The 23,039-nt window shown below is 67.3% G+C and carries 23 protein-coding genes and 5 pseudogenes; 14 read left to right on the top strand and 14 right to left on the bottom strand.

Features of this window, described 5'->3' with window-relative positions; all coding sequences use genetic code 11:
• Positions 1 to 90 precede the first annotated feature (90 nt).
• From OG435_RS00650 to OG435_RS00640, 3 genes are all read left to right on the top strand, one after another.
• Positions 91 to 846, top strand: coding sequence for a hypothetical protein (locus tag OG435_RS00650; RefSeq protein ID WP_266874759.1), 756 nt, complete (start codon positions 91 to 93; stop codon positions 844 to 846).
• Positions 847 to 1,490: 644 nt separating this feature from the next.
• The gene (locus tag OG435_RS00645; RefSeq protein ID WP_266874758.1) at positions 1,491 to 1,970 is read left to right on the top strand and encodes a hypothetical protein; all 480 of its coding nucleotides are present in this window, start codon (positions 1,491 to 1,493) and stop codon (positions 1,968 to 1,970) included.
• A gap of 194 nt (positions 1,971 to 2,164) precedes the next feature.
• Positions 2,165 to 3,706: a hypothetical protein gene (locus OG435_RS00640; RefSeq protein WP_266874757.1), complete on the top strand. Its 1,542-nt coding sequence runs from the start codon at positions 2,165 to 2,167 to the stop codon at positions 3,704 to 3,706.
• Here the strand turns inward: OG435_RS00640 and OG435_RS50310 are convergent.
• Positions 3,634 to 4,086, bottom strand: a complete 453-nt coding sequence (locus OG435_RS50310) for an ATP-binding protein (protein ID WP_353962767.1) — start codon at positions 4,084 to 4,086, stop codon at positions 3,634 to 3,636. The genes OG435_RS00640 and OG435_RS50310 overlap by 73 nt on opposite strands.
• Before the next feature lie 761 nt (positions 4,087 to 4,847).
• Positions 4,848 to 5,186, bottom strand: coding sequence for a hypothetical protein (locus tag OG435_RS00635; RefSeq protein WP_266874756.1), 339 nt, complete (start codon positions 5,184 to 5,186; stop codon positions 4,848 to 4,850).
• Between the two features lie 531 nt (positions 5,187 to 5,717).
• Between OG435_RS00635 and OG435_RS00630 the strand changes: the two are divergent.
• Positions 5,718 to 5,849 (top strand): annotated as a pseudogene (locus OG435_RS00630) (DDE-type integrase/transposase/recombinase); the annotation flags it as partial.
• Positions 5,850 to 5,971: 122 nt separating this feature from the next.
• Here OG435_RS00630 and OG435_RS00625 read toward each other — a convergent pair.
• Both OG435_RS00625 and OG435_RS00620 read right to left on the bottom strand, forming a co-directional pair.
• Complete coding sequence (locus tag OG435_RS00625) at positions 5,972 to 7,387, bottom strand: hypothetical protein (protein ID WP_266874755.1); 1,416 nt, start codon at positions 7,385 to 7,387, stop codon at positions 5,972 to 5,974.
• Positions 7,388 to 7,667: 280 nt separating this feature from the next.
• A complete protein-coding gene (locus tag OG435_RS00620) occupies positions 7,668 to 8,057 on the bottom strand; it encodes a hypothetical protein (protein WP_266874754.1) in 390 nt (129 codons plus the stop codon).
• Between the two features lie 172 nt (positions 8,058 to 8,229).
• On the opposite strand from OG435_RS00620, the pseudogene OG435_RS00615 reads away from it, so the two are divergent.
• Positions 8,230 to 8,523, top strand: a pseudogene (locus OG435_RS00615) (IS6 family transposase); the annotation flags it as partial.
• A 33-nt stretch (positions 8,524 to 8,556) separates the two neighbouring features.
• Positions 8,557 to 9,315: an IS6 family transposase gene (locus tag OG435_RS00610; protein ID WP_430625737.1), complete on the top strand. Its 759-nt coding sequence runs from the start codon at positions 8,557 to 8,559 to the stop codon at positions 9,313 to 9,315.
• Between the two features lie 170 nt (positions 9,316 to 9,485).
• On the opposite strand, the gene OG435_RS00605 is transcribed toward OG435_RS00610, so the two are convergent.
• Positions 9,486 to 10,205, bottom strand: a complete 720-nt coding sequence (locus tag OG435_RS00605) for an IS6 family transposase (protein WP_266874753.1) — start codon at positions 10,203 to 10,205, stop codon at positions 9,486 to 9,488.
• A gap of 325 nt (positions 10,206 to 10,530) precedes the next feature.
• Entirely contained in the window at positions 10,531 to 10,686 is a 156-nt protein-coding gene (locus tag OG435_RS00600) for a hypothetical protein (protein WP_266874752.1), read from the bottom strand.
• Positions 10,687 to 11,325: 639 nt separating this feature from the next.
• Between OG435_RS00600 and OG435_RS00595 the strand changes: the two genes are divergently transcribed.
• The 3 genes from OG435_RS00595 (at position 11,326) to OG435_RS00585 (ending at position 12,259) form a co-directional block, all read left to right on the top strand.
• A complete protein-coding gene (locus OG435_RS00595; RefSeq protein ID WP_266881484.1) occupies positions 11,326 to 11,724 on the top strand; it encodes an STAS domain-containing protein in 399 nt (132 codons plus the stop codon).
• A gap of 206 nt (positions 11,725 to 11,930) precedes the next feature.
• On the top strand, positions 11,931 to 12,068 hold the full coding sequence (locus OG435_RS00590; protein ID WP_266874751.1) for a hypothetical protein: 138 nt from the start codon (positions 11,931 to 11,933) through the stop codon (positions 12,066 to 12,068).
• Positions 12,069 to 12,070: 2 nt separating this feature from the next.
• Positions 12,071 to 12,259 carry a hypothetical protein gene (locus tag OG435_RS00585; RefSeq protein WP_266874750.1) on the top strand — a complete coding sequence of 63 codons (189 nt, stop codon included), beginning with the start codon at positions 12,071 to 12,073 and terminating at the stop codon, positions 12,257 to 12,259.
• A gap of 368 nt (positions 12,260 to 12,627) precedes the next feature.
• On the opposite strand, the gene OG435_RS00580 is transcribed toward OG435_RS00585, so the two are convergent.
• Complete coding sequence (locus OG435_RS00580; RefSeq protein WP_430625548.1) at positions 12,628 to 13,722, bottom strand: IS5 family transposase; 1,095 nt, start codon at positions 13,720 to 13,722, stop codon at positions 12,628 to 12,630.
• Positions 13,723 to 14,019: 297 nt separating this feature from the next.
• Between OG435_RS00580 and OG435_RS00575 the strand changes: the two are divergent.
• Positions 14,020 to 14,193 (top strand): annotated as a pseudogene (locus tag OG435_RS00575) (IS6 family transposase); the annotation flags it as partial.
• A gap of 128 nt (positions 14,194 to 14,321) precedes the next feature.
• On the opposite strand, the gene OG435_RS00570 reads toward OG435_RS00575, so the two are convergent.
• Positions 14,322 to 14,759 carry a hypothetical protein gene (locus tag OG435_RS00570; RefSeq protein ID WP_266874748.1) on the bottom strand — a complete coding sequence of 146 codons (438 nt, stop codon included), beginning with the start codon at positions 14,757 to 14,759 and terminating at the stop codon, positions 14,322 to 14,324.
• A gap of 309 nt (positions 14,760 to 15,068) precedes the next feature.
• Between OG435_RS00570 and OG435_RS00565 the strand changes: the two genes are divergently transcribed.
• Complete coding sequence (locus OG435_RS00565) at positions 15,069 to 15,626, top strand: hypothetical protein (protein ID WP_266874747.1); 558 nt, start codon at positions 15,069 to 15,071, stop codon at positions 15,624 to 15,626.
• On the opposite strand, the gene OG435_RS00560 is transcribed toward OG435_RS00565, so the two are convergent.
• From OG435_RS00560 to OG435_RS00545, 4 genes are all read right to left on the bottom strand, one after another.
• Positions 15,607 to 16,473 carry an IS5 family transposase gene (locus tag OG435_RS00560; protein ID WP_266874746.1) on the bottom strand — a complete coding sequence of 289 codons (867 nt, stop codon included), beginning with the start codon at positions 16,471 to 16,473 and terminating at the stop codon, positions 15,607 to 15,609. The two genes, OG435_RS00565 and OG435_RS00560, sit on opposite strands and share 20 nt — an antisense overlap.
• Positions 16,474 to 16,790: 317 nt before the next feature.
• Positions 16,791 to 17,423, bottom strand: coding sequence for a hypothetical protein (locus OG435_RS00555; protein ID WP_266874745.1), 633 nt, complete (start codon positions 17,421 to 17,423; stop codon positions 16,791 to 16,793).
• A gap of 732 nt (positions 17,424 to 18,155) precedes the next feature.
• The gene (locus OG435_RS00550; protein ID WP_266874744.1) at positions 18,156 to 18,518 is read right to left on the bottom strand and encodes a hypothetical protein; all 363 of its coding nucleotides are present in this window, start codon (positions 18,516 to 18,518) and stop codon (positions 18,156 to 18,158) included.
• Between the two features lie 143 nt (positions 18,519 to 18,661).
• Positions 18,662 to 19,690 carry a hypothetical protein gene (locus tag OG435_RS00545; protein WP_266874743.1) on the bottom strand — a complete coding sequence of 343 codons (1,029 nt, stop codon included), beginning with the start codon at positions 19,688 to 19,690 and terminating at the stop codon, positions 18,662 to 18,664.
• 21 nt (positions 19,691 to 19,711) lie between these two features.
• Here OG435_RS00545 and OG435_RS00540 point away from each other — a divergent pair.
• Together OG435_RS00540 and OG435_RS00535 are read left to right on the top strand one after the other, a co-directional pair.
• A pseudogene (locus OG435_RS00540) lies at positions 19,712 to 20,058 on the top strand (DUF2199 domain-containing protein); the annotation flags it as partial.
• Positions 20,056 to 20,381 (top strand): annotated as a pseudogene (locus OG435_RS00535) (cryptochrome/photolyase family protein); the annotation flags it as partial. The pseudogenes OG435_RS00540 and OG435_RS00535, both read left to right, overlap by 3 nt.
• 37 nt (positions 20,382 to 20,418) lie before the next feature.
• Here OG435_RS00535 and OG435_RS00530 read toward each other — a convergent pair.
• Positions 20,419 to 21,693: a DUF6357 family protein gene (locus OG435_RS00530; protein ID WP_266874742.1), complete on the bottom strand. Its 1,275-nt coding sequence runs from the start codon at positions 21,691 to 21,693 to the stop codon at positions 20,419 to 20,421.
• On the bottom strand, positions 21,675 to 22,328 hold the full coding sequence (locus tag OG435_RS00525) for a DUF6357 family protein (protein WP_266874741.1): 654 nt from the start codon (positions 22,326 to 22,328) through the stop codon (positions 21,675 to 21,677). The genes OG435_RS00530 and OG435_RS00525 overlap by 19 nt, the downstream gene beginning before the upstream one ends.
• Between OG435_RS00525 and OG435_RS00520 the strand changes: the two genes are divergently transcribed.
• Entirely contained in the window at positions 22,329 to 23,003 is a 675-nt protein-coding gene (locus OG435_RS00520; RefSeq protein ID WP_266874740.1) for an InlB B-repeat-containing protein, read from the top strand.
• The last annotated feature ends 36 nt before the right edge of the window (positions 23,004 to 23,039 follow it).

The raw sequence follows: 23,039 nt of genomic DNA, 5'->3' as shown, positions 1-23,039 counted from the left end.
CCGGTGCGCATCGTGCTCGGCCCCACGCCCGGGTCAGCCCGGCGGGTAGGCGCCGGAGAAACGCGAAGAGGCCCCCTCTACCCTGGCCCGATGATGGATGCGGATGCGCGGGACTTCCGGGTCGGCGACGTGTTGTCGATCGCCTGTCCCTTCACGCCGGCCAGAGTCGAGCAGGGCGTGACCTGGGGCACCGTGTCTGTGCGCTGGCCCTGGTGGGAAATCGACAGCGACAGCGACTTCATCCACTGGAACGGCGTCGTTGCCCTGGGCGTGGACACTGGCAAGCATGTCGCGCCTGACGTGCAGGCGGAACTGTTCCGTACCGAACCGCTGCCCCAACATCTGAAGGCAGGCGACATCTGTCGGGTTGGAGTGCCCCCGACCGTGGTCCACGTGACGGCCGTCGATCGGCATGACCCGCCCCGTGAGACGGGCTGGTTGCCCCGCCCGCGACAGACGGTGGCGGTGCTGCGCCGCGGCGTGTCCTACCGCGAGTTTCCGGACGGGAGCCATCTCGACGGCTCGGGATACACCATTCATCCCGACGACGGGATACCGTTCGACTTTGAACTGTTGATGCGGCCCTACGCCCACCTCGACCTGGGCGACGAGGTCTCCGACGCCACTGGACGGGCATGGCAGTTCGACGGCCCCTGGGAGTGGACGCCCTTCGATGGCGAGCCAGTCGGCACGGGCCCCGGGTGGCCACTGGTCCTGCTCACCCGCGCAGGAGCGCCATGCTCCATCGAGCAAGCCGAGGCAGTGGCCGCGAGCACGGTGAACGGTTCGCACCAGGAGACGGTCCGCGACTGGATGTCACTCACGGAGGCCTCCCCGACGCCCTGACCGCCAACCTTGCCTCCGCCGGCGACTTCCTGAGCATGGACCGCCCACATCAGCCCTCTGTGGCATTTCCGCAGGTCAACGGTGTCCGTGATTTAGCGTTCTAGTTGTCCATCGGGGCCAACTGCAGCGCTAAGTCACACGAGTCGGATTGAGACTTAGCGTTCTAGTTGGCCCTTTAGCGTTGTAGTTGGCCCGCGGGATGACGACGCCTGCCTCTACCTGCGATGACTTCGCGAGAATCCCTGTGCAGGCCATCCCGGGTCTGCTGTGCTGGCTGCATGGACTCAGCAGTCGAGCCACGAGATCCTGGACCCCGGCCCGTGTGGTCGCACCTCTGCACCCTTGACGATCTTGATTTGCCCCGTGGCGTTGAGCCGGCTGCTTCCGGATGCCTGGATACGCGTCCTGGATGGACCCGGCGGTGGACGGTGACGTGGAAGACGTCGGGAGCCCAGGTGGTGTGCTCGGTTCGGGACCTCAGCAGTAGGCCCGCCCTGGCCTCGGTCCCAGTGCGCGGGTTCACGTGGCGTGCCGGGCAGCGGAACCGTCCCGGCCTGCAGTATGTCCAGGCCACGGGCCGCATGCATGGGTTCGAAAGTCTCGCCGAGCGCCGTCTTCTCCTGGCCTAGGACTTCATCGGCGGGATGGAGGAGGTGCTGTCCCAGCCGTTCAAGCTTCGGTTCTCCGTCGATGGCGGCTGGATGGACCACACGCCGGACTTCCTGGCGATCCTGCCGGGGACGGCGATTCTCATCGATGTCCGCCCTGGTCATCTGATCAAGGAACGGGATGCGGTGAAGTTCGCCGCGTCAGCGGTGGCCGCGGCCGCGGCGGGGTGGCGGTACGTGGTGGTGGCGGGGTGGCGCCGTCAGGTGGGCGCTGGGCTCGACGCGCTGTCCGCGCGGCGTCGCCCGATGGCCGACCCTCTTGATCTCCAGGGTCAAGTCCTCGACCTGGTTGGTGAACGCCCTCGGCTGTTCGGGGATCTGGTCGCGGCGACGTCGGTGCCGGCGGCCGCTCGTGCGTACGCCGTGCATCTGCTGTGGCACCGGCGGCTGGCCATGGACTTGGCACAACCGCTTGCAGACGCCACCTGGGTCTATCCCGCCGGGAGGATGGTGTGAGTGCAGAAGGGCAGCAGCCGCGTCGAGAAGACTTGGACGGCGTTCAGCTTGAGCAAGCGAGGCTTCGAGCGGCGCACCTGCTCGAAGTGGAGACGGGGTACCGCAGCGGCAGCCGGTACTGGGCCCTGCCGGGTGAGCCGCGACCTGCATACGACCCGGCTCTTACGTCCTTGGGGGAGCGTCGCCGGGCGAAGGTGGCTGAGCTGGAGGCCATGGGACGCCAGGAGGCCAGGCACCTGGGTCTTGCTTCGGTCAGCGAGCGCACGCTGAAGCGGATGGCCGCTCGGTACGCCGAGCATGGGTTGATCGGGATGGCGGACGGACGGTGGACGCCGGCGCCGACCGGGCACCGGGCGATCACCGAGGAAGTCGCGGAGGCGATCCGGGCAGTGCACGCCGAGTCGTTGCACCGCTCGAAGCTGAGCATGAAGACCCGGGAGCGGCTGGTCCACCAGTACGTGCGGGAGAAGTTCCCCGGGAAAGAGGTAGTGGTCCCGCACTACACGACGCTGATGAAGGTGTGGCGGGAGTGGTTCGGGTCCGACGGTGCCCGCCAGCGGTACGTGCGCTCGGCGGCGGCAGTGGAGACGGGATGGGGCAGGGTGGTGGTCAGCCGGCCGGGCCAGGTGGTCGCGCTGGATACGACGCCGCTGCCGGTGAAGGTCCTCGACGACGTGTTCGGCGAGCCGATCGAAGTCCACCTCACGCTCGCGCTCGACGCCTGCACCCATTCCCTCGTCGCCTTCCGACTGACACCGGTCTCCGACTCATCGGTGGAGGTGGCGATGTTGCTGCGGGATGTGCTGCTGCCGCTGCCGATGCGGCCCAGGTGGGGACCGGAAATGGAGTGGCCCTATCCGGGAGTTCCGGCTGCCCTGGTCGCCGAACTCGCCGGGCACCCGGTCGCCGCCCGCCCGTTCTTCGCGCCGGAGACAGTGACCAGTGACCACGGCTCCGTCTACAAGAACCACCACCTGGTCCAGGTGGCCCGGACCCTCGGGGTCGACCTGCTGCCAGCCCGGATGATGCGTCCCACCGACAAGGCCGCCTGCGAGCGCGCGTTCGCCGGGATCCAGTCGCTCCTGTTGGAACTCCTTCTCGGCTACCCGGGCGTCGATGTCGCCGACCGAGGGGCTGATCCGGAAGGCGACGCGGTGTGGACGGTGCGCGAGATGGAGCACCTGCTCGCCACCTGGATCGTCGAGTTGTGGCAGAACCGGCGCCTGGAGCAGTACGCGCCGCCCTGGGATCCGGGCGGACGGCACAGCCCGAACACCCTGTTCGCCGCGGCCGCCGCACGGGACGGGATCTCCCTGGAGATCCCGCGCCCGGAGCTGTACTACGAGCTGCTGCCCGTCCACTTCGTCGCCATCGACCGCCGTCGCGGGGTGAAAGTCGGCGGGCTCTGGTACGGGGCCGGCGAACCGGTGCTGGAGCCGCACCGGGGCCTGCCGTCCGCCCGCACCGGCCGCCATCGGGGGAAGCGGGCGATCCACCGGGACCCCCGGGACTGCCGGGAGGTGTACTTCGAGACCGGCGGCACCTGGCATGCCTTGCGCTGGAACGGGCTTCCGCCCGGCGACGACGTTCCCACGTTCTCCGATGCTCGCGTCCGCGACGTCCTGCGCGAGGTGGCCAGGGCGGGTCTGCGGCCCAAAGCCGATCACGAACTCCTTCCCGTCCTCCTCGGCCTGGTCGCTGCAAGCCCGTTGACCAGCGCGGACGTGGTCGTGTAACGGACGGACAGGCCGGCTTCGGCGATCGCGGTGCCGACCCCGATCAGCAGGTGGGACTTGCCGGTGCCCGAGTCCCCGATGAGGACCAGCGGGCGGCCCTGCTGGACCCAGGACGGAGACTGGAGATCGGCGACGACCTCGGGGCTGACGTGGGGTTCTTCTCGTAGTCGAAGTCTTCGAGCCGCTTGGGGCGGGGAAAGCGGGCGGCGCGGACCAGCCGCTGCTGGCGGCGGACATCCCGGTCGGCGATCGTGAGGGACCGGGGCCCGTAGCTTCCCGCGACTCGGGCAGTCTCTGGACCTGCCCGCAATGGCCCGATGTGGGCCCCGATCCTCGAGGCTCGCCCCATGCTGGCTGCCTAGAAACCGCTCAAAGTGCATTCAAGAGCGAAGGCGGGAGTCAATGTGACGGCGGAGTGACTCCGATCAGTGATCGGCAGCTCTAGTTGAGCAGTCGTCCGAGGCCAGTAGCACCGATGGGAGCTGGTGACAGCCCAGAAATGAGACCGGTCACCTGGCGCTTGGCATCGCGGACCGTCGGTGTGAGGAAACGGAGCGACAGCAGGTTGTCCACTCCGAGCGGACTGGCCAGAGCGCTCCCAGTGGAACGTTCGCCGGTGGGAGCAGCTTGGGCAACGGAAGTCGATGTCAGCGCAAGGGCACCGGCCAGGACTGCTCCCGACGCGATGCGGGCAATGGTGAAGTGAGGCATAAAGGCCCCAACGTCACGAACGGCACCAGGTTATGGGTCAGAGGCCGGCTGGGCTACCTTCTTCCCCCGACCGGCCGCAATCGATGACGTGAGCCCAGCACGGCATAGCCCGGTTCAGACCAAGATCTGAGCCCTGTTACGCGCTGCGCGGCTTGCGGCCCGTGGTCTTCTTCGCGGGCTGCTTGCGGGCAGGCGCCTTGGCCTCGGCCTGCTTCTTCGCGGGCATGTCGTGAATGCGTGAATGGTGGCGCCAGCACCGCTGATGCGCGCGGCTTTGACCGCGCTCCGCAACCCTACGTACCGCGCCTACCCCGCCAAGACCACCCCGGCACGCACCGAAGGAAGTCCCCTACGCCCGCCGCCTTGACTCCGCCCACGCGCGCCACCGGCCTCGGCGCCTGCGCGCACTCGCCCTTCGACTTGCCCCGGCTCAGGAGCTCGTGAGCTTCTCAACCTGCCGAGCTGCAGCCTCCGCCCGCGCCCGCGCCTTCACCGCCGTCCGCCCAGCCTCCCGCAGACCGGCCGCCGCCTCGGCGCTCGCCGCACGCACTGTCCCCAGCCGTTCCTTCACCACCTCCACGTCGCCCTCAGCGGCTGCCACAGCCGCGGCCGCGTGTTCCGCCAGCTCCTGCGCGGCAGCCCGCACCGCCTCCAGGCGCTCCGCCTCAGCCTGGGTCTCGGCCGACTCCACCCGGACCGCCCATGTCTGCTGTTCCGACACCTTGCACGACACCGCGCGTCGGCGAGCATCGCAGCCGCGACGCAGCACGTGGGGACTGCAAAAGAAACGGTGTAACTCCGATCATGGAGGATTGCACCTGTGACCAGCGAGAACATAGCGACACCGTCCGAGGCGGAGGCCGTGTCGGCGGGCATACAGATTTGTCATGTAGGGATCAGGATCAGGTGCCGAGTACGGCGTGCATGCGCGGTGAGCCGTAGATCCCGCCGGAGGCGTCGTGGACCTGCCGGATCTGCCCGGTCAGCTCGGCGTCCCGGCGGTGTCGCTCGCACGGCTCCTTCTCGGCCCGGCGCCACCGGTAGTAGGTGGAGGAGGGGATGGACAGTTCCCGGAATACGGGCTCGGCACCGAGGTGATCACGCTCGTCGAGGAACGTCAGTACCTTCGCTGGGTCGTGTCGAGTTCCTGGGCGAAAAAGGCCGAGGCGGCCTTGAGGATCTCGTTCGCCCGCTTGAGCTGGGCAATCTCCTTCCGCAGGGCACCTGGAGACTGGGACCTGAGGTTCCAGGGGGCGGGCCGTTCGTGTCGTTGAGCACGCCGTCGTACGCGAACAGTCTGCGACGGCGGCGCCCGCAGCCTGGTGACAAGTGGCACCCGGACGAGGTCTTCATCAAGATCCGCGGAGTGCGGAAGTACTTGTGGCGGGCTGTCGATGCCGACGGAAACGTCCTCGACATCCTGGTGCAGACCGTCGTGACAAGGTGCGGCCAGGCGTTTCCTGCGCCGGCCCCCCACCACCGGGCGAGAACGATCTGGAGTCAGATCGCGCCCTCGATCACGTGACAGCGCCCCGTCGAGGCTAAACACCCAGCTCAGGGAACTCCTGCCCGGGTCTTCCAGGCATTGACAGCGTCTGGGGCCAGCTGGCTGAGTGCTTCCCGCTCGTGTTCGGGCCAAGTCTGCCAATCCGACAGTCGGTGGGCGTCGGTGGTGGCTTGATCGGCCCAGCGGTCCAAGATCTCCAGCCCGTTGTCAATGACGTCGGTCCAGTCAGGGTGGAGTGCTGCTGCGTCCTGGACGCCCTCTTCCTGATGGAGCAACCACAGGTAGGCAGTCAGGATGCAGGGGGATGGAAGCGCACCGATTGCACCGTGCAGGTACTCACGCATCTGCCACGCGGCGACCGTCTGCGGGACGAGCTGGCTCAAGGCCCTTCGTTCCTCCTCCCGCAGCATGTCCCAGTCGGCCTGGCGGTCGGCGTCTGCGGTGTTGGGGTCCTTCCAGCGGGTCACGAAGGCCTCGCCGACTCCGGACACCTCGACGGTCGCCGGCTCGCTCTCGGCGTAGGCCTTGATGATCCGGTCGCCCTGAGTGAGACCTTTGAGTGCAGCGAAGGCACTGATCGGCAGTCCCTTGTTCCAGAGGGCGTAGACGCCGGCATCTCGGATCCTGTTGAACGCGAACATGGGCTTGGCCCAGCGTTCGACATCCGGGCTGAGTTTGGTGACCCAGCGCTGATCTTGAGCGGGCAGGCTGTCGAACCATTTATGACACTTGGTGTTGTCGGACAGCGCGTCTGCCTGCTGCCTGCACTTTACCAGTGCGGCTTTCAGGTTCTTATTCTGGACAATTTGCCGCTTGACCTCGCCATCCATCGTCGCGTAATAGACGTAGAGCCCCCAGTCACCCTCCCTGGCACGCTGATCTCTGGCGCACTGAATTTCATACCACAGTGAAGCGATCAGCGAATCTCCCAGCGTTCTCGCCTGATCCTTTGGTGAAAAATTTTCAAAGGCGACGCGAGCGGCCTCGAGTTTTACTTCATCATCGGTCACAGAATCCTTCTGGACATCATAAATCAACTTCTCGAATGCACTCACCGTTTTCCGCGCACTGCGGAAGGCTTCAGGGTCAGGGTCTCTCACTAGCTCTCGCGTGACCGCGTCATGCGGCCTGATCTCCTGCGGACGCGGGCGACAGCAGGAGATGCGAATAAGGTTGAACTCGTCGAGGAGCCCGAAAACTCCGGCGCAATGATGCCGAGGCGGGCGGCACGTCCCGTGGTCGGTGCATAGCTGCGAGGGACTGGGAAGAAATTTTCCGCCGACGAAGCAAAGTGGAGCCTCGACCTTCGCCGTCTCGGCTTCCACCTTTCCGATCTGGATGCGTGCGGCATATTTTAGATCGGAGAAGGATCCGAGGATATAGTTGGGGACTTTCACCTTGCCGTCAGCGGTGCCAGTGAACTCCTCTTCCCCTTTATCATGGAGAAGCTCCAGTACGCGCATACCGACGAGAGCGCTAAGACTCGTACGGGGCTTGGCAAAGAATGCGACGGTCACTCCTTCGGGAACGAAAGTCCCAGGACCTCCTGGGTCCATGCCGTGCGCTGCCACATAAACCACCCGGTCCGGACCAGTACTAGATTCCATAGGAGGGCCTCAATTTATGTTGCAAATTTCGCTTCCGATGTCCCTCAGAGCAGCTACCCGCACATAGCTTGGCCCTGACCGAAAACCTCGCCGATGAGGAAAGCTACACAGAATTAGATTTCCGGTAGATGGGATTCTAGTTATTTCCACCAATATAACCTTCTCCGGAATCGTCGAAGTCGGACCCATCGTGATGGGAATGCGTCTGCGCAATCTGTTCAAGATCGCCGACTGTCAAACTCTCCTGCACTGGAAGTGATGGAGCGTCCGAGTCGTAGAAGAGTCCCTTTCGGCAGTTCGGGCACGGAACCTCCATACCGGGTCTGCGCGGCGTGTAGAACGCCCAAGTTGCCAGGCAGAGGTAGCATGCGTCGAAATGACACTTCGTGGTGAAGGTGAATTTTCTCGTCTGCAGGCAGACGCTGCAAATTCCTGAGTGGAAGCCCGACGAAGCGAGATGATTAAAGTCATCTGCGGCACCCTCCAGCGATTCCTGCGGAATCTGATCCTCGGTAACATTCTCCATCTCAAAACTTCCCTTATGTCGTTATTGATGTGAGCTGTTCCAGTAAACTGCATGCGGAAAGGTCTGGTAGTCCCATCGGGGAAGTCGATGGGGCATACCGCCTGGCACTGTCACCTTGTCCGGCGGTCTGGGATGATCTTCGGGTTGTCGGTGTCCGGGAGGGGTGGGGTTCGTGCCGTCTGTGGTGCCGTCGTACAAGAATCACCGGTACCCGGTGGAGATCATTTCGCACTGTGTGTGGCTGTACTTCCGCTTCCCCCTCTCCTTCCGCGAGGTCGAGGAGATGATGCTCGAGCGAGGCATCATCGTCTCCTATGAGACGGTCCGCCGCTGGTGTCTGAAGTTCGGTCAGACCTACGCCAACGCCCTGCGCCGCAGGCGCCCGAAGCCCGGCGACAAATGGCACCTCGACGAGGTCTTTATCGAGATCAGCGGGAAGCAGAAGTACTTGTGGCGGGCCGTCGACGCGGCATTGTCACGTTGTCGGTGGGGGTCTGGGATGATCTTGGGGTTGTCCGTCTGGGGAGGGGATCCGTTCGTGTCATCTGGGGTGCCGTCGTACGCGAATCACCGCTACCCGGTGGAGATCATTTCGCACTGCGTGTGGCTGTACTTCCGCTTCCCCCTCAGCTACCGGGAGGTGGAGGAGATGATGCTCGAGCGGGGCGTGGTCGTCTCCTACGAGACGATCCGCCGGTGGTGCCTGAAGTTCGGGCAGGCGTATGCGAACAGCCTGCGCCGCAGGCGGCCGAAACCGGGCGACAAATGGCACCTGGACGAGGTCTTCATCAAGATCCGCGGGGAGCAGAAGTACCTGTGGCGGGCCGTGGACGCCGACGGCAACGTCCTGGACATCCTGGTCCAGAGCCGTCGTGACAAGGCTGCGGCCACGCGTTTCTTCCGCCGGCTCCTCACCACCACCGGGCAGGTGCCCCGGGTGGTCGTCACCGACAAGCTCAAGTCCTACGGCGCCGCGCACCGCGAGGTGATGCCCTCGGTCGAGCACCGTGCACACAAGGGGATCAACAACCGGGCGGAGAACTCCCACCAGCCCATCCGGCAGCGCGAACGCGCGATGAAAGGATTCCGCAGCCCCGGCGGAGCGCAGCGGTTCCTGTCCGCGTTCACCGGAATCTCACCCCACTTCCGGCCCCACCGCTATCTGATGAGCGCCGGCCGGTACCGCTTCGAAATGATGATCCGCGTCACGATCTGGAACCACATCACCGGAGCCGCCGGCATGCCCGCCACGGCCTGAACCACAGCCCCGCCCCGGCCCCACCACAACCTGACACACCATCACGCGATCATGCAGCCGACAACGTGACAAGGCCCACCGCCACCCTCGCTGGGGCGCTGTCACGTTGTCGGTGGTGTGATCGTTTGATGGCGCGTCAGGGTGTGCCGAGGTCTTCCGTGGCCCGCTGCTCAGGCCGTGGCGGGCAGGCTGGCGACGCCGGTGATGTGGTTCCAGATGGTGAAGCGGACGTTCATCTCGAAGCGGTACCGGCCGGCGGTCATCAGATAGCGGTGGGGCCGGAAGTGGGGTGAGATTCCGGTGAACGCGGACAGGAGCCGCTGCGCTCCGCCGGGGCTGCGGAATCCTTTCATCGCGCGTTCGCGCTGCCGGGTGGGCTGGTGGGAGTTCTCCGCCCGGTTGTTGATCCCCTTGTGTGCACGGTGCTCCACCGAGGGCATTACCTCACGGTGCGCGGCCCCGTAGGAATTCAGCTTGTCGGTGACGATGACCCGGGGTACCTGCTCGGTCTGCTTGAGGAGTTTCCGGAAGAAACGCCTGGCCGCAGCCTTATCCCGCCGGTTCTGGACCAGGATGTCCAGGACATTGCCGTGGGCGTCCACGGCCCGCCACAAGTACTTGTGCACCCCGCCGATCTTGACGAAGACCTCGTCGAGGTGCCACTTGTCACCGGGTCGTGGACGCCGCCGGCGCAACGCGTTCGCGTAGGCCTGGCCGAACTTCCGACACCAGCGGCGGATCGTCTCGTAGGAGACGATCACCCCGCGCTCGAGCATCATCTCCTCGACCTCACGGAAGCTAAGCGGGAAGCGGAAGTACAGCCACACACAATGCGAAATGATCTCCACCGGGTAGCGGTGATTCGCGTACGACGGCACAACAGACGACACGACAGGTCCCTCCCCAGACGGACAACCCGAAGATCATCCCACCCTCACCCCGACAAGGTGACAGCACCCATCCGGGGATGCCGGGGTGGCGGGGCTGGTCGAGCCCGGTCGCGGTCCCCAGAGGGGAGGATCTCGGCGTTGGTCACGCCGAGCATGTTCTGGAGACCGCGTTCGAGATCGCCGCCGCGTTCAGACGCACGATGAGACGGGGACGTCTGGTGGCACACCGCGCGCAGCGCGGGGGGCGCCGCTCTCGTCCGCGGCCGGACCTGGCCTTGGTGGGGATGCCGGGATCATGCGCTGCGGCGGGGTCTGCGACGGGGTGTCAGCGGCTCTGCTGCTCGACCGTCGACTTGAGCTCGCGCAGGAGTTCGGTGGTCTCCCGCTTCTTGCTCCAGTCCTCGGGGGCAGACTTGATGTTGGACTCGATCTTCCTGACCTGCTCCGCGGCATCCTGCATACCCTGCGACTTTTCCGGCATGAGTGTCACCTTTCAGGACGGCGGACTGCCTGAGTGCAGCCCGCCACATAAAACGTATATATCAGACAAATGATGCAGGTGTCGGCGTCGCTCAGCGGCAAGGCCACGGCAGGGGCGACGGTGACCGCTGCGGTCGCGGGTGGTCCAGCGTTCCCGCCTCGACCATGACCGCCGATACGGCTGAAACCGCTTCTCTCGCCCTCGTGGGGCTGGAAGGCGGGCATGGGTGGTGCCGGATCGGGCCTGGTGTCTCCCAGGGAGTCTCCAGCGACGGAAAAGCCTGCGTGAGGCGCTGCCTATGGGGGTGTCTGATCGTTGAAGGGGATGCGGGGGATGACCCCGGCTTCCTGGGCTCCGAGCATTCGGGGGCCGGCCCCTCTTGTCCTGGCGTCTGTGGTGCCCCGCCGCACACGGGGCCCGGCCGCGCCATGAGCGGCGGTGCCGCAACAGACGCCAGGACCCCAAGCTCTGGAGCGGGTTGACCCGCCCACACCGTCCGCCTCCTCTCGGTGCCCCGGACACGGACCCGGGCCGCTACGCGCTTCAGCGCGCCGCATGCCAGCCCTACGCCGACCGAGCAAGGATGGGGGGCCCGCGGGTACGGGGCCTTCGGGTGACGGGAGCAGCACCTTGATCAACGTGGACATCCAGCACTGCCGCAGCGCGGTGGTGATCAGCGCCACCGGGGAACTCGACGAGGGCGCGGGAGAAGTCTTCCAGCGCGCTCTGGACCGCGTGACCATGGACGAACGCGATCTCCTGGTGGACCTGCACGCCATCACGGCCATAAACGTCGACGGCCTGCTCCACCTCCTGGAACTGCACCGGCGCGCGGAGCGCATGCGGCTACGGGTCCAGGTCACCGGCTGGCAGACCCAGCCCCAGCAGTGCATGGCCACCGTGGCCGGCATCCCCGGACCCAGAACAAGCACCGGCGAACGCTACGCCATGGCAGGCTTCCGCCGACTCCTCGAAGAAAAGGCACAGCGCGCACGGGAACGCTCCGACTTCACCAATGGCTGGCTGCCCGACGTCTAACGTGCGCCCGGATAGTGTTACTGACATGGCGTCAGAGGTGTACGCCGGTCAGCCGGTGGGGAAGCCGTGGCGAACAGTAGGCACTGGGCTGGCGCGCGCCCGTAATCCCCGGAACGCCTCTGCATCCCGGCGGTGCGTAGCCGGGTCCCTGAGGGCCGCGAGGCTGTGCCGCGGCCTGCCATGAGAGGAAAGGCAAGGAGCTGAGGATGGGGGCGATCGTGCAGCGGATGCCGGACGAGAACGGTATCCGGATCATCTTGTGCCACGGCGAATTCGATACACACACCAGCCCCTTGCTCGACAAGGAACTGCGAGGAGCCGCACATGAGCGCCTGGCAGGGTGATTGTGGACGTCAGCCAGATCTCCTTCGCGGACTCCACTTTCCTCAGCGTCCTCATCACCGGACACCGCGCGCTCACCCTCACCCTGGCCGGCCCGCTCCCGCACCGTTTCGCCAGACTTCTTGCCCTCACCCGCCTCGACACCCACCTCCACATCACCCCCACCCTGACCGCCGCAGCCGAGCAGCCCTGACAAACAGCTGCGCAGGGTGATGTGAGAGCTTGGTGATCAAGGGTTGGCCGGTGCGAGTGGGGTCGCTCTGGCGGGTGATCGTTTTCTTGATGCGGGTGGTGGTCGGAGGGTCGGGAGAGGCATCGAGGGGGTTCCGGGAGCGATGCGGGAGGTCTCGATGGTGTCCGTGGTGTCGTTGATGACGGCGAAGGCCGAGTTGGCGCGGGGGAAGGCGACGGAGTGGCAGGTGTTGCTGGCCGAGGCTCAGGAGCAGGTTGACTTCTGGCTGGCAGAGGCCACGGCGGAGGAGGACGCGGTGCGCCGGCTGCGTCTGGCCCTGGAGGAACGGTCGGAACTGGTCGAGGCCGCGGCCTCGTTGAGCCCGGTGATCACGGATGTGGAGGAAGCCGCCGATGCGGTCGAGTCCGTGCCGGTCCGGGTGGGAGGTGCCAAGGCGGCGGGGAAGGGGCCGGCGGCGGGTGTGCCGGTGCCCTCGTGGGAGCCGGGTCTGGGAGAGGGCGTGCTCTCGGAGGTGTATCGGGCGGCGCTGGCCGTCGTGCGGGAGGCTCAGGGGCCGGTGCTGGCCCGGCAGGTGGCCGAGCGGCTGGGCTGGGAGTCGAGTCCGGCGCGTCAGCAGCGGGCACGGGATGTGTGTTCCCGCCTCGCGGTGCGGGGGTGGATCGTGAAGCGGGGTGACGGGAAGTGCACCAGGCTGCCCGGCTGACCTTCCGCGCCGCGGCGTCGGCGGGTCCGGCCAGGCGCCGGCTCATGTTGATGCCCACCGCGAGCAGGACGAACGCGGCGTGGTGGTCGGTGCGGCGTTCGTAGTCACGGACGCAGCGGCGCCGCCGGGTGATCCACGCGAGCGTGCGTTCCACGATCCACCGTTTCGCGATGACCTTGAAACCGTGGCCCTTGCGGCGGCCGGGGTGCTCGGGGATCTCCAGGTCGATACCGAGGGTCCGCAGGGTCCAGGGCACGAGTTCGCCGTCGTAGCCGTGGTCCGCCCAGACCTTGGTGACCTGCCGGAACAGCAGGGCCAGGCGGGCGAAGAGGGCCATCGCGGCGGTCCGGTCGTTCACATCGGCCGCGGTGACGGCCACCAGCAGGACCAGACCGAGAGTGTCGACGACGATGTGCCGCTTGCGGCCGTTGACCTGCTTACCGCCGTCGAAGCCCCGGCTCGCGGAGCCGACCGTCTCGGCTGCCTTGAGGGACTGCGCGTCGATGACCGCGGCCGCCGGCTGCTCGGAGCGTCCGGCACGACGGCGGATCTCCTTGACCAGCACGGTGTGGATCTGCGCGAACACGCCCTGGCGCACCCAGCGGCGGAAGAAGTCGAAGACCTTGCGCGGCGGCGGGAACGGCTCCGGCAGCGAACGCCACTTGCCTCCGTTGTCGGTGAGATAGCGCAGTGCGTCCAGCATGCTGCGGTGGCAGTACTCCTCGGGCCGGCCCCCGCGCCCGTCCATCCAGGGTGGCACCGGGATCGCGGTGCGGACCTGTCCCACTCGGCCTCGGTCATATCCGTCTCGAAGGTCCGCTCGCGCACCGGCGTGTCCGACGGCACATTCCCGAACCGGCACGGCAGACACCGACACGCACGGGTGGCGAAGTTGTCGGCAGGAACGGCGAGTTGGTAGAACTGCGGCACGGGGTCCTCCGGGGTTGTTTCGTCGCAACGAAAAACTCTCCAGAGGGCCCCTCTCTTCATGCCTCCTGGGCCCCGGAACTTCCCATTCGAACCGCTGGCCCCATCATCACCAGGCTCTCAGCCCTGGTTCCGCACCGTCGGCGGGGCGCAGCGGTTCCTGTCGGCGTTCACCGGGATCTCACCCCACTTCCGGCCCCACCGGCACCTGAAGACGGCCGGCCGGTACCGCTTCGAAATGAGGATCCGCTTCACCATCTGGAACCACATCACCGGCACCACCGGCATGTCCGCTACGTCCTGAACCACAGCCGACGACAGGCACTGTCACACCCTGACGCACCCTCAGGCGACCACGCCCTCGATAACGTGACAACACCCGATTTTCCGTTCAGCTTCAGACCCAGACCGCCGGACAAGGTGGCGGTGCCGTTACGATGAAACGTTGACCGTCGGGGCCAGGCCCTCGCCGGTGTCCACACTGCACTTCAGCTTGCCGGTCACAGAGCAACTTGTGCGGGAGGGATAGTCGCCGAACTCCGTCTCTACCTCGACCTTGCTGCCTCCGTCGTGTGAGCCATATCCGATCTTCGCGTCGTTGGGCCCTTTCGAGCCCGGGCACGAGGAGACGGTCCAGGAGCCGGGATTGCCGCCAGTGATGCTGTCCGGAGGCATCGTTTGGAAGACGAGCGGTAGGTCCAGGTCCTTGTAGTCCAGCTGCAGATCCACGGTGGTCTTGACGGTGACCACTACAGCGGGTCCACAAGGGGGCGGGGTCTGCGCAGGCGACGCTGCCACGGTCGGAGCGCCCACCACGGCTCCCACCAGCAGAGCGGCTACCGCTCCTTTGACCAGTACCTGTGTGAACATCTGCTCCTCCTAAGCGGGGTGAGTCACTCCATCGTCCACCGCCACGCGAGGGTGCGCCACCGGCACCACAACCACGTCCCGTGTCCGGTGGTGAGCAGTGAGTTGCCGCCAACTTGAAGTGCCAGGCCAAAAGGCTGGTGTGATCGGTCCTTCGGGTACACCGCGGACGGTGCTGTCAGAGCCTGGTGATCAAGGGTTAGCCAGTGCGAGTGGGGCCGCTCTGGCGGGTGATCGTCTCCGTCGGGTGGGTGGAGGCCGGGGTGCGGGGAGAGGCATCGAGAGGTTCCGGGAGTGATGCGGGAGGTCTCGATGGTGTCCGTGGTGTCGTTGATGACGGCGAAGGCCGAGCTGGCGCGGGGGAAGGCCATGGAGTGGCAGGCGTTGCTGGCCGAGGCCCAGGAGCAGGTGGACTTCTGGCTGGCTGAGGCGAGCGCGGAGGAGGACGCGGTGCGCCGGCTGCGCCTCGCTTTGGAGGAGCGGTTGGAACTGACGGATAAGGCGGCCGTGTTGAGTCCGGTGCTGACGGAGGTGGAGGAGATCGCTGACGCGGCCGGGGCATCCTCGCCGGTCCGGCCCGTGCGAACGCAAGAGGTGGCGGTCGGCGAGGAGACGCCGGTGGTGCGTGGAGCGGTGGCGTCGTGGGAGCCGGGACGGGACGAGAGTGTGCTGCCCGGGGTGTATCGGGCGGCGCTGGCGGTCGTGCGGGAGGTGAAGGGTCCGGTGCTGGCGCGGCAAGTGGCCGAGAAACTGGGCTGGGAGGCGACGCCGGCGCGTCAGCAGCGGGCGCGGGACGTGTGTTCCCGGCTGGCGGCCCGAGGGTGGATCGTGAAGCGAGGCGACGGGAGGTTCACCAGGCTGCCCGGCTGACCCGCCGGGCAGGGGCGTCGGCACGGCCGGCCAGTCGGCGGCTCATGGCGATGCCCACCGCGAGCAGGACGAAGGCGGCGTGGTGGTCCAGGCGGCGTTCGTAGTCGCGCACGCAGCGACGCCGCCGAGTGATCCACGCCAGCGTGCGTTCCACGATCCACCGCTTGGGGATGACCTTGAAACCCTGCGCCTTGCGGCGGCCGGGGTGCACAGGGATCTCCAAGTCCAAACCGAGGTGCCGGCGGGCCCAGGGCACGAGTTCGCCGTCGTAGACGTGGTCCGCCCAGACCTTGGTGACCTGGGAGAACAGCAGCCGCAGACGGTCGAAGAGGGCCATGGCCGCGGTGCGGTCGTTCACGTCGGCGGCGGTGACGGCCACCAGCAGGACCAGGCCGAGGGTGTCGACGACGATGTGCCGCTTGCGCCCGTTGACCTGCTTGCCGCCGTCGAACCCACGGCTCGCGGCACCCACCGTCTCGGCCGCCTTGAGTGACTGCGCGTCGATGATCGCGGCCGTCGGCTGTTCGGCACGGCCCTCGCGGCGGCGGATCTCCTTCACCAGCAAGGAGTGGATCATGGCGAACACGCCCTGGCGTACCCAGCGGCGGAAGAAGTCGAAGACCTTGCGCGGCGGCGGGAACGGCTCGGGCAGCGAACGCCACTTTCCCCCGTTGTCCGCGAGATAGCGCAGCGCGTCCAACATTCGCCGGTGGCAATACTCCTCCGGCCGGCCCCCGCGCCCCTCCATCCACGGCGGCGGCGGGATGGCCGCGCGCACCTCGTCCCACTCGGCCTCGGTCATATCCGTCTCGAAGGCCCGCTCGTGCACCGGCGCCCCGGACGGCACGTTCCCGAACCGGCACGGCAGACACCTGCACGCGGGGCGGGTGAAGCTGTCTGCGGTGAGGCGCGGCAAGTTGGTACAACTGCGGCACGGGGTCCTCCGGGGTTGTTCGTGGCAACGAAAAACTCTCCAGAGGGCCCCTCTCTCCATGCCTCCCAGGCCACAGAAACCCCCACTCGAACCCCTGGCCCCATCATCACCAGGCTCTAAGATCACCAACAGCATCCGGATTGTGTGTACCTGATTGCCACCGGGACACGGTGCTGCTGAAAGTGAACCAAACCAGACACCGAAACCCGTCGTGGCGGGCGCTGACTGCCTTACAAGCGATGCCCGGGCCCGATGATCGTGAGTCCCACCTGTTCGGCGAGCCAGTGTGCATACGGCTCCCGCGTCTGCCGGCCGTTGAACAGGGCGCTGCGGATGTGGACGAGGACGGTGTGGTCGTCGGCCGGCAGGTCGAGGTCGCGGGTACGGGTGTTCAGGAGGAGCGTCACCTCGGCGTGCTTGGACTCGCCGGCGAATCCCGCCTCGGGCGCGTCCGGCCAGCACAGGCTCGCCCAGCAGATCTCGCCGATGTTCGCGCCGATCGTTGCCGCGAAGGCGTCCTCGATGCTGTCGACCGGCTGGTCGACCAGCGAGCACTCGACCGGCAGCCGCCCTTCGTACGCGGACGGGTCGGCCGGCAGACCGGTCGCTTGGACACCGACGACCAGGGCGGGCTGGTCCTCGAACGACACCCCCTCGAACTCCCCGCATTCTTCCTGCCCCTGGAACCACACCCCGGGCAGCTCCTCCGCCACCCGCCGCACCTCGGCGACAGAGGGGAGTTGCACAGACACGGAGACCTCGGAGTACTCGCGGCGGCCGAACTCCATGAGGTGGCGCGCGGTGCTCAGGGCGAGCGCGAGGTCGGGGGTGCAAAAAACGGGATAGGCGATATCGTTGGACATGCGGCCACTGTGCCACGGTGCGTTATCGCAGCTCATCGCATTTTCGGCACGGTCATGTACGCCGTCTCCCTCCGGGCCCCAAACTTGCCCAGGGCCATGTGAAGCTTCTGACAGCTCTACCGACTTGATCGCCACCCCGGCCGCGACCGGCGCAACGCGAGCGCGTCCGCCGCCCACCTCCGCGGCACCGGCGATCCTGCTGGCCGTCACGGTCGGCGTGAGCCGGTGGACACGCTGACCACCCTGATCGGTCAGGTTCCCCGCACCCTCCGCTTGCATGATCGTGGCCGCTCCAGAGCTCGCCGACTGCCGCGCAGCTGATCAGCACCTGGTTCCGCCCCTGCCCTGTTGCTGGCCGCTGGCGGGCTGGCCCGCGCCGGCGAGCTGAACCTCATCCTCGTCATCGCGTCGTGTACCTGCGCGGCAGCATTCCGCGCCGGTAGGTGCTGTGGTCCGGATATACGGGCGTGAGGCTGGTCCGGTGGCTGGCGCCGTGATCCTGAACAGCCTGCGGCGCTCGGGCACCCTGGACCCCCGTGCGAGCGCGGGGGACTGGTCAGTGCGAAGCCGGTCTCGGCGAGTGCCCTGGGATTGACGAAGAGGCGCTGGTGCGGTTTCGTTCCCCGGGGTCTGCCAGGCTCAGCTCCGGCAGACCCCAGCGGGGCCGAGCGGAGTGGTTGTGGGCCCTACCGGGCTGCTCGGAGTGCCGGGTGCAGCAACGCTGCCGCTCCGTCATGAGAGGGATTCGATGTAGCCCCAGCCGGCGTTGCCGATCTCCACGGGTGTGCCCCATCCGGTCGTAGTGGCGGGCTGGAAGTACAGGTCGCCGCTCCGTTGGGACTGAGGGTCGTAGGTTGTGGTGAACCAGAGGTCGGCCAGTCCGTCGCCGTTGCCGTCGCCGAGCGAGGTGGCCAGGGGCCGCCCGGCCGCTGTCCAGGTGTCGCCGGTGAGTGTCCGGGGGTCGGCGAGGCGTGCGGCGCCGTTGCTGGGGTGGTCGAGGACCTGGCCGGAGGTCTTGTGGCGGGACCACAGGTCTGCCCGGTTTGGGCCGGCGGGTTCGGTGGGGGCTTTGCCGGTGTCGGCGGGTGTCAGCACGTCGATGTCGGCTGTGGTCGGTCAGTCCGTGCCGCCGAGCTATACCGCGGAGTGCGGCAGGGAGGGGCCGGTGGTGGGGAGGCCGCAGCGGTGGAGCCAGAGGGCAGGCAGGAGCCGGAGCACCGGAGTGCATCGGCCATCGTTTACGGTCCTGCCTCCGGGCGTGGAACAGAATCTTCGTGGACTCGTATGGCCATGCATCGGCCGCTTACGGGGCGGCGTACACCCGCGGCATGGGGATCATCCGGATGGCTTTCGCGTCTGCCTGCGGCGGGTGTGCCTGGGTGCTGATGACTTGGGTGCCGGTGTCGCGAGCGGCCTGCGCGAGCTTGTGCAGCACGCGGCGCACGACGTTCTCGTCGATCCCCTGCTGGGTAGGGGTTGTCGAGAAGGAGCAGGCCCGGAAAGGCGCATTCCTCGTCCAGGTCGCGGTCAAGGAAGAGTGTCGCGTAGCTGTAGGCGAGGAAGAACAGCACCTTGGCTTCGGCACCCAGAGCTTGGTCCCACGGACGCGTACCGACGTAGAAGGTCAGGTCGGAGTGTCGGATGGACACGTCGCGGCCCAACCACGCGTCTCCCCGGAATTCCGCCAAGAACTCGTTCATCCGATCTGCGAACGCCGAGCACCGCACCACGGGCGACGCGCCCGCGTGCGGGGCGTTGCAGGCTTGCTCTCGAGTTCGTTGACCACCTGCTGTGCGGCGCTTAAAGCGTTGCGGGCCTGGTCGCGGCGCTGAAAAGATGGCTTCGATGGCCGGGAATGCTGTCAGCTTGTGCTCTAGCCGTGCGATCTGGGCGGCGAGTTCTTCCAGGGCGGCAACGAAGGGCACGAGTTGAGCGGCCCGCCCGTCGTTGAGTTGCTGTGCGAGCTCGGCCTGGTTGCCCTGGAACTCCTCTTGCAGGGTTCGGGCTGCCCCGAGGTCGGCCAGGGTGCGCGTGACGACATCGTCGAGGTCGGTCAGCTCCGACTTCAGCGATCTGATCTCAACCTGTGCCCGCCGTTGCCGGTGGTCTTCATCGACGGACTGATAGCAGACGTAGCAGGAATCATGGGCGTGATACCGGGCTGGATCGATGTCCTGCTCGCATGCGGGGCACAACCGGACCGGCAGACTTCCGGAGAGCCCGACGGACGCGCTCAGCCCCTCCATCCGGCCGATCTCGCCGCGCACGGTCTCGGCTGACCGGCTGTGTTCCTCGTCAAGGACATGATCGAGATACCGGTCATTGGCAGCGGCGAGGTGTTCTCCTGGGGCGTCTGGGTCTCGCTGAGACGCGAGAGCTTCTCCCGGGCTGCGGATCTGTGGGATCCCCCCCGGCCGCGAGGCCGAGGAGCCGTACTTCGGCTGGCTCACCACCGACCTGCCGGTCTACCCGACCGCGACCCTTCAACCTGGAGACGCACGTGCACACCCGCCCGGTCGCAGAACGACCCTTCGTCGAGCTCGAGCCCACAGACCATCCCTTGGCCGTCGAGCAGCGCACCGGGATCACCCTGGACCGCGTGCAGGAGATCGCGGAGGCTCTCCTCCACTCCGGCTACGACTGGGTGATGCCGCCCAACGTGGGGGCATGTCCCAGTACGCGGACGGCGGGCTGATGACCACCAAGCCCTACACCTCGGGCGGTGCCTACATCCACCGGATGAGCGACCTGTGCGAGGGCTGCCGGTACCGGCCCACCGACCGCACCGGAGAACGGGCCTGCCCCTATACCGTCGGCTACTGGTCCTTCCTCGACCGGCACCGCGCACGCCTGGCGGGGAACCCCCGCACGGCCCAAGCCGTGAAGGGCCTGGACCGGCTCGGCGACCTGGCGCAGGTCGCCCGAGCGCACCGCGAGGCGGGCGACGCTCCGCCCTGAGGCCCCCTCCCGGTGCCGCGGTCGAGGTGCGCCGGGGTCACCGGGCGGCGCGCCGCCGACGCGCGCGCTCGAACTCGGCGACGTCCGGCATCCAGGGACCGTGCTGTTCGAGCGCGGCGCAGCCGCCGCGGACGAAGGTGCTCACCAGGTCCCGGTACCCGGCGATTCCGTCGACCAGGCCGTACTCGACCCGGTACTCGGGCTCCGCCCCGCCTTCACCCTTGCGGAGCGTCGTGACGCGGGCGATGGAGTCCGCGTAGAAGTGGAGCTGGATCCCTTCGCCCATCTCCTCGTCCTCGATGGTGAACACTTCGTTGTCCGCGGCAGAGCGATCGCCGACGAACTCCCAGAACTCAGCGGCGGCAGTGCGGGGGCCGTCCCGCCGCCACTTCTTCTCGACGCCCTTGTCGTCGGTGAACGACAGGACCGTCTTCCTCGCGCTGCCGCCGGAGTCGGCGCGGTGGCCGGCAGCTTCCTCGTCATCCTCCATGGGTGTGCTCCGGGAGCGGTCCGCGGCCTCCGAGCACATCAGGAAGGTCACGGTGCGCACCGCGTCGTCGACGAGCCCGGGGTGTGTACGGCGCACGGCCGCTTCGACCGTCGTCTCCATCCGAGTCCAGTCGCGCTTGTCCGTGGCGCGCTTTCCCCGTCGCGGATCGCGGCCGATCCGCAGTCCGGCGCAGGCCCGCTCCGCGGTGGCGATCACCCGCATGACCTCGGGCAGCAGCGCGGGGTCGACGGCGTCGGGCAACCGCCTCGGAACCGTCGAGCCGTGCAGGTACTGGCCCGTGTACCTCAGCATCGCGGCGTCGAGCGGACCGAGGACGGCTCCGCGCTCGGCGCGACGGCGGTCCGCGTGGTACTCCTGAGCTCGTTTCCCGTTCGACGTCTCTGTCGCCGCGCGCATGGCCGCGCACACCTGGCCGCGCTCGAGCAGACCGATGTCGGCCCCGTGGGCGATGAGCGGGCTCCTGTCCCACGGGACGCGCCGGAAGAGCGCGTCGACCTCCGCGGGCGCGCCGAGGAGGAGCGGGTCCAGGAGCGCGACGGCGGCGTTCTCGTCGAGCCGGTCCCGGGTTCTGGCCGCGTCGCACAGCGGAAGGACCGCGCTCCACAGCAGCAGGTGTCTGGCCAGGTCCTCCCGGATCACCGCGAGATGGGCTTCACCGATCGGGAACGTGAACGTGCGCGGATCGTGGTTGGCGTCGGCGCCGGCGCCGAGCATCAGCTTCAGCTCGCCGTCCTCGCGGATCACGTTCGGGATCCAGCTGCTCCGGCGCGTGAAAACGGTGTTCACGACCACCGCGCGCATTCGACGTCGAGGCGTGGGTCGGTGCGCACCCAGACTTCGCCTCCGGCGGCCCCGGCCGGGGCGTCGACCCGTTCGAGGCCCAGGAAGCCGATCAACTCGAGCAGTTCGGCTCGCTCGGCCCGGTCGTCGTCGACACCGTGCGAGTCGAAGAAGACGTAGTACTGGTCGCTCGGGTCCACACAGCCCGAATCCGCCCAGATCCGCCCGACTTCTTGGATCGCCGCTACTTCCGTCGTGATCGCGGCCGCGCGGGCGGCGCCGCGGGTCTCCGGTGACGCGTAGAGGTCGGCGCGGTCGGAGAACCACTGGCCGAAGCGGTCGAGCCCGGCGTATCCGTTCTCGAAGAACAGCATCGCGCTCGGAAGGTAGCGATTTCCCCTGTCGACCTGGAGGTATTCCGACCGGGTACGGCCCGCATCCTTGATCCGGGAGATCACACCCTGCCCGGGCATGAGCACCAGACTCTGCCCCGACGGTTCGTCACTGATCGTGTAGGTGTCGGAGTCCCGGTCACGGAAGAACGCGGAGAACGCCACGTAGGCTTCCTGGGGGTCGCCCACGGAGACCCGTTGGTAGTTGCCGTCATCGGCGGCGAAGACGAACTGTTTCGGTCCGGGGTGGTAGGGGCGAGCCATATGCGTCCTTCGTTCACGGGTGACAGCTCCACCAGCGTAGTCGCCACCCCCCAGGCCAGTTCCGGGAACAGTGATGTCAGTGGTTTCGGCGTGCATAACCTCTTCCAGTTCATGACGGAGACCCTGGCGCACGAGATCGGGCACAACTTCGGTCTCTTCCACGACACCGTCAACGCCCAGCGCAATCCGTCCTACCCCGACAACCGTGGCTTCCTGCCCGCCGACCGGACCTGGGTCGACGTCATGGGCTACAAGAACACGTGCGCGTCCGCTTCGCGCTGCACGGTCCAGCAGTGGTACTCCAACCCCCGCCAGAGCTTCAACAACGCGCCCCGCGGCGCCGCCCTGCCCCGGGAGGACGCGGCAGACGCCGGTCGGGTGATGAACCTGACCGGCCCGGTCCTGTCCCAGTACCGCACCCGGCCCGGCGCCGCTCCCGAGGGTGTCGCCCTCTCCGCTGTCTCCAGCGACGTGGCCACCGGAACGGTGATCGCGGAGGGCGGAGGCGGTCTCTTCCTGGCCGGAACGAAGGTCAAGATCACCGCGACTCCCGCCGCCGGCTACCGCCTCAGCCGCATCGTCGTGGACGGCGGGATGGCCGCCAACCCGCCCTCCGTCTTCCAGCTCGAGCTCAAGGGCAGCTGCCACCTCACCGCCTACTTCGACAAGGTCTGACCCCCGCCCCGCACCAACGCTCAGGGCCCCGCCGCA

It is taken from the genome of Streptomyces sp. NBC_01264, from assembly GCF_026340675.1.
In the GTDB taxonomy this organism is placed as follows: domain Bacteria; phylum Actinomycetota; class Actinomycetes; order Streptomycetales; family Streptomycetaceae; genus Streptomyces.
The sequence above is the reverse complement of the archived record's forward strand: the minus strand, read 5'-3'. Positions and strand labels throughout refer to the sequence as shown.

Excerpts from the sequence above, each read along its gene's own strand:
- OG435_RS00555 (WP_266874745.1), bottom strand. The coding sequence starts at position 17,423 with ATGTCCAACGATATCGCCTATCCCGTTTTTTGCACCCCCGACCTCGCG.
- OG435_RS00565 (WP_266874747.1), top strand. The coding sequence starts at position 15,069 with ATGGTGTCCGTGGTGTCGTTGATGACGGCGAAGGCCGAGCTGGCGCGG.
- OG435_RS00620 (WP_266874754.1), bottom strand. The coding sequence starts at position 8,057 with ATGGAGAATGTTACCGAGGATCAGATTCCGCAGGAATCGCTGGAGGGT.
- OG435_RS00530 (WP_266874742.1), bottom strand. The coding sequence starts at position 21,693 with ATGCGCGCGGTGGTCGTGAACACCGTTTTCACGCGCCGGAGCAGCTGG.
- OG435_RS00590 (WP_266874751.1), top strand. The coding sequence starts at position 11,931 with ATGGGGGCGATCGTGCAGCGGATGCCGGACGAGAACGGTATCCGGATC.
- OG435_RS00625 (WP_266874755.1), bottom strand. The coding sequence starts at position 7,387 with ATGCGCGTACTGGAGCTTCTCCATGATAAAGGGGAAGAGGAGTTCACT.
- OG435_RS00650 (WP_266874759.1), top strand. The coding sequence starts at position 91 with ATGATGGATGCGGATGCGCGGGACTTCCGGGTCGGCGACGTGTTGTCG.
- OG435_RS00525 (WP_266874741.1), bottom strand. The coding sequence starts at position 22,328 with ATGGCTCGCCCCTACCACCCCGGACCGAAACAGTTCGTCTTCGCCGCC.
- OG435_RS00520 (WP_266874740.1), top strand. The coding sequence starts at position 22,329 with ATGCGTCCTTCGTTCACGGGTGACAGCTCCACCAGCGTAGTCGCCACC.
- OG435_RS00610 (WP_430625737.1), top strand. The coding sequence starts at position 8,557 with ATGATCTTGGGGTTGTCCGTCTGGGGAGGGGATCCGTTCGTGTCATCT.
- OG435_RS00570 (WP_266874748.1), bottom strand. The coding sequence starts at position 14,759 with ATGTTCACACAGGTACTGGTCAAAGGAGCGGTAGCCGCTCTGCTGGTG.
- OG435_RS00645 (WP_266874758.1), top strand. The coding sequence starts at position 1,491 with ATGGAGGAGGTGCTGTCCCAGCCGTTCAAGCTTCGGTTCTCCGTCGAT.
- OG435_RS50310 (WP_353962767.1), bottom strand. The coding sequence starts at position 4,086 with ATGCACTTTGAGCGGTTTCTAGGCAGCCAGCATGGGGCGAGCCTCGAG.
- OG435_RS00600 (WP_266874752.1), bottom strand. The coding sequence starts at position 10,686 with ATGCCGGAAAAGTCGCAGGGTATGCAGGATGCCGCGGAGCAGGTCAGG.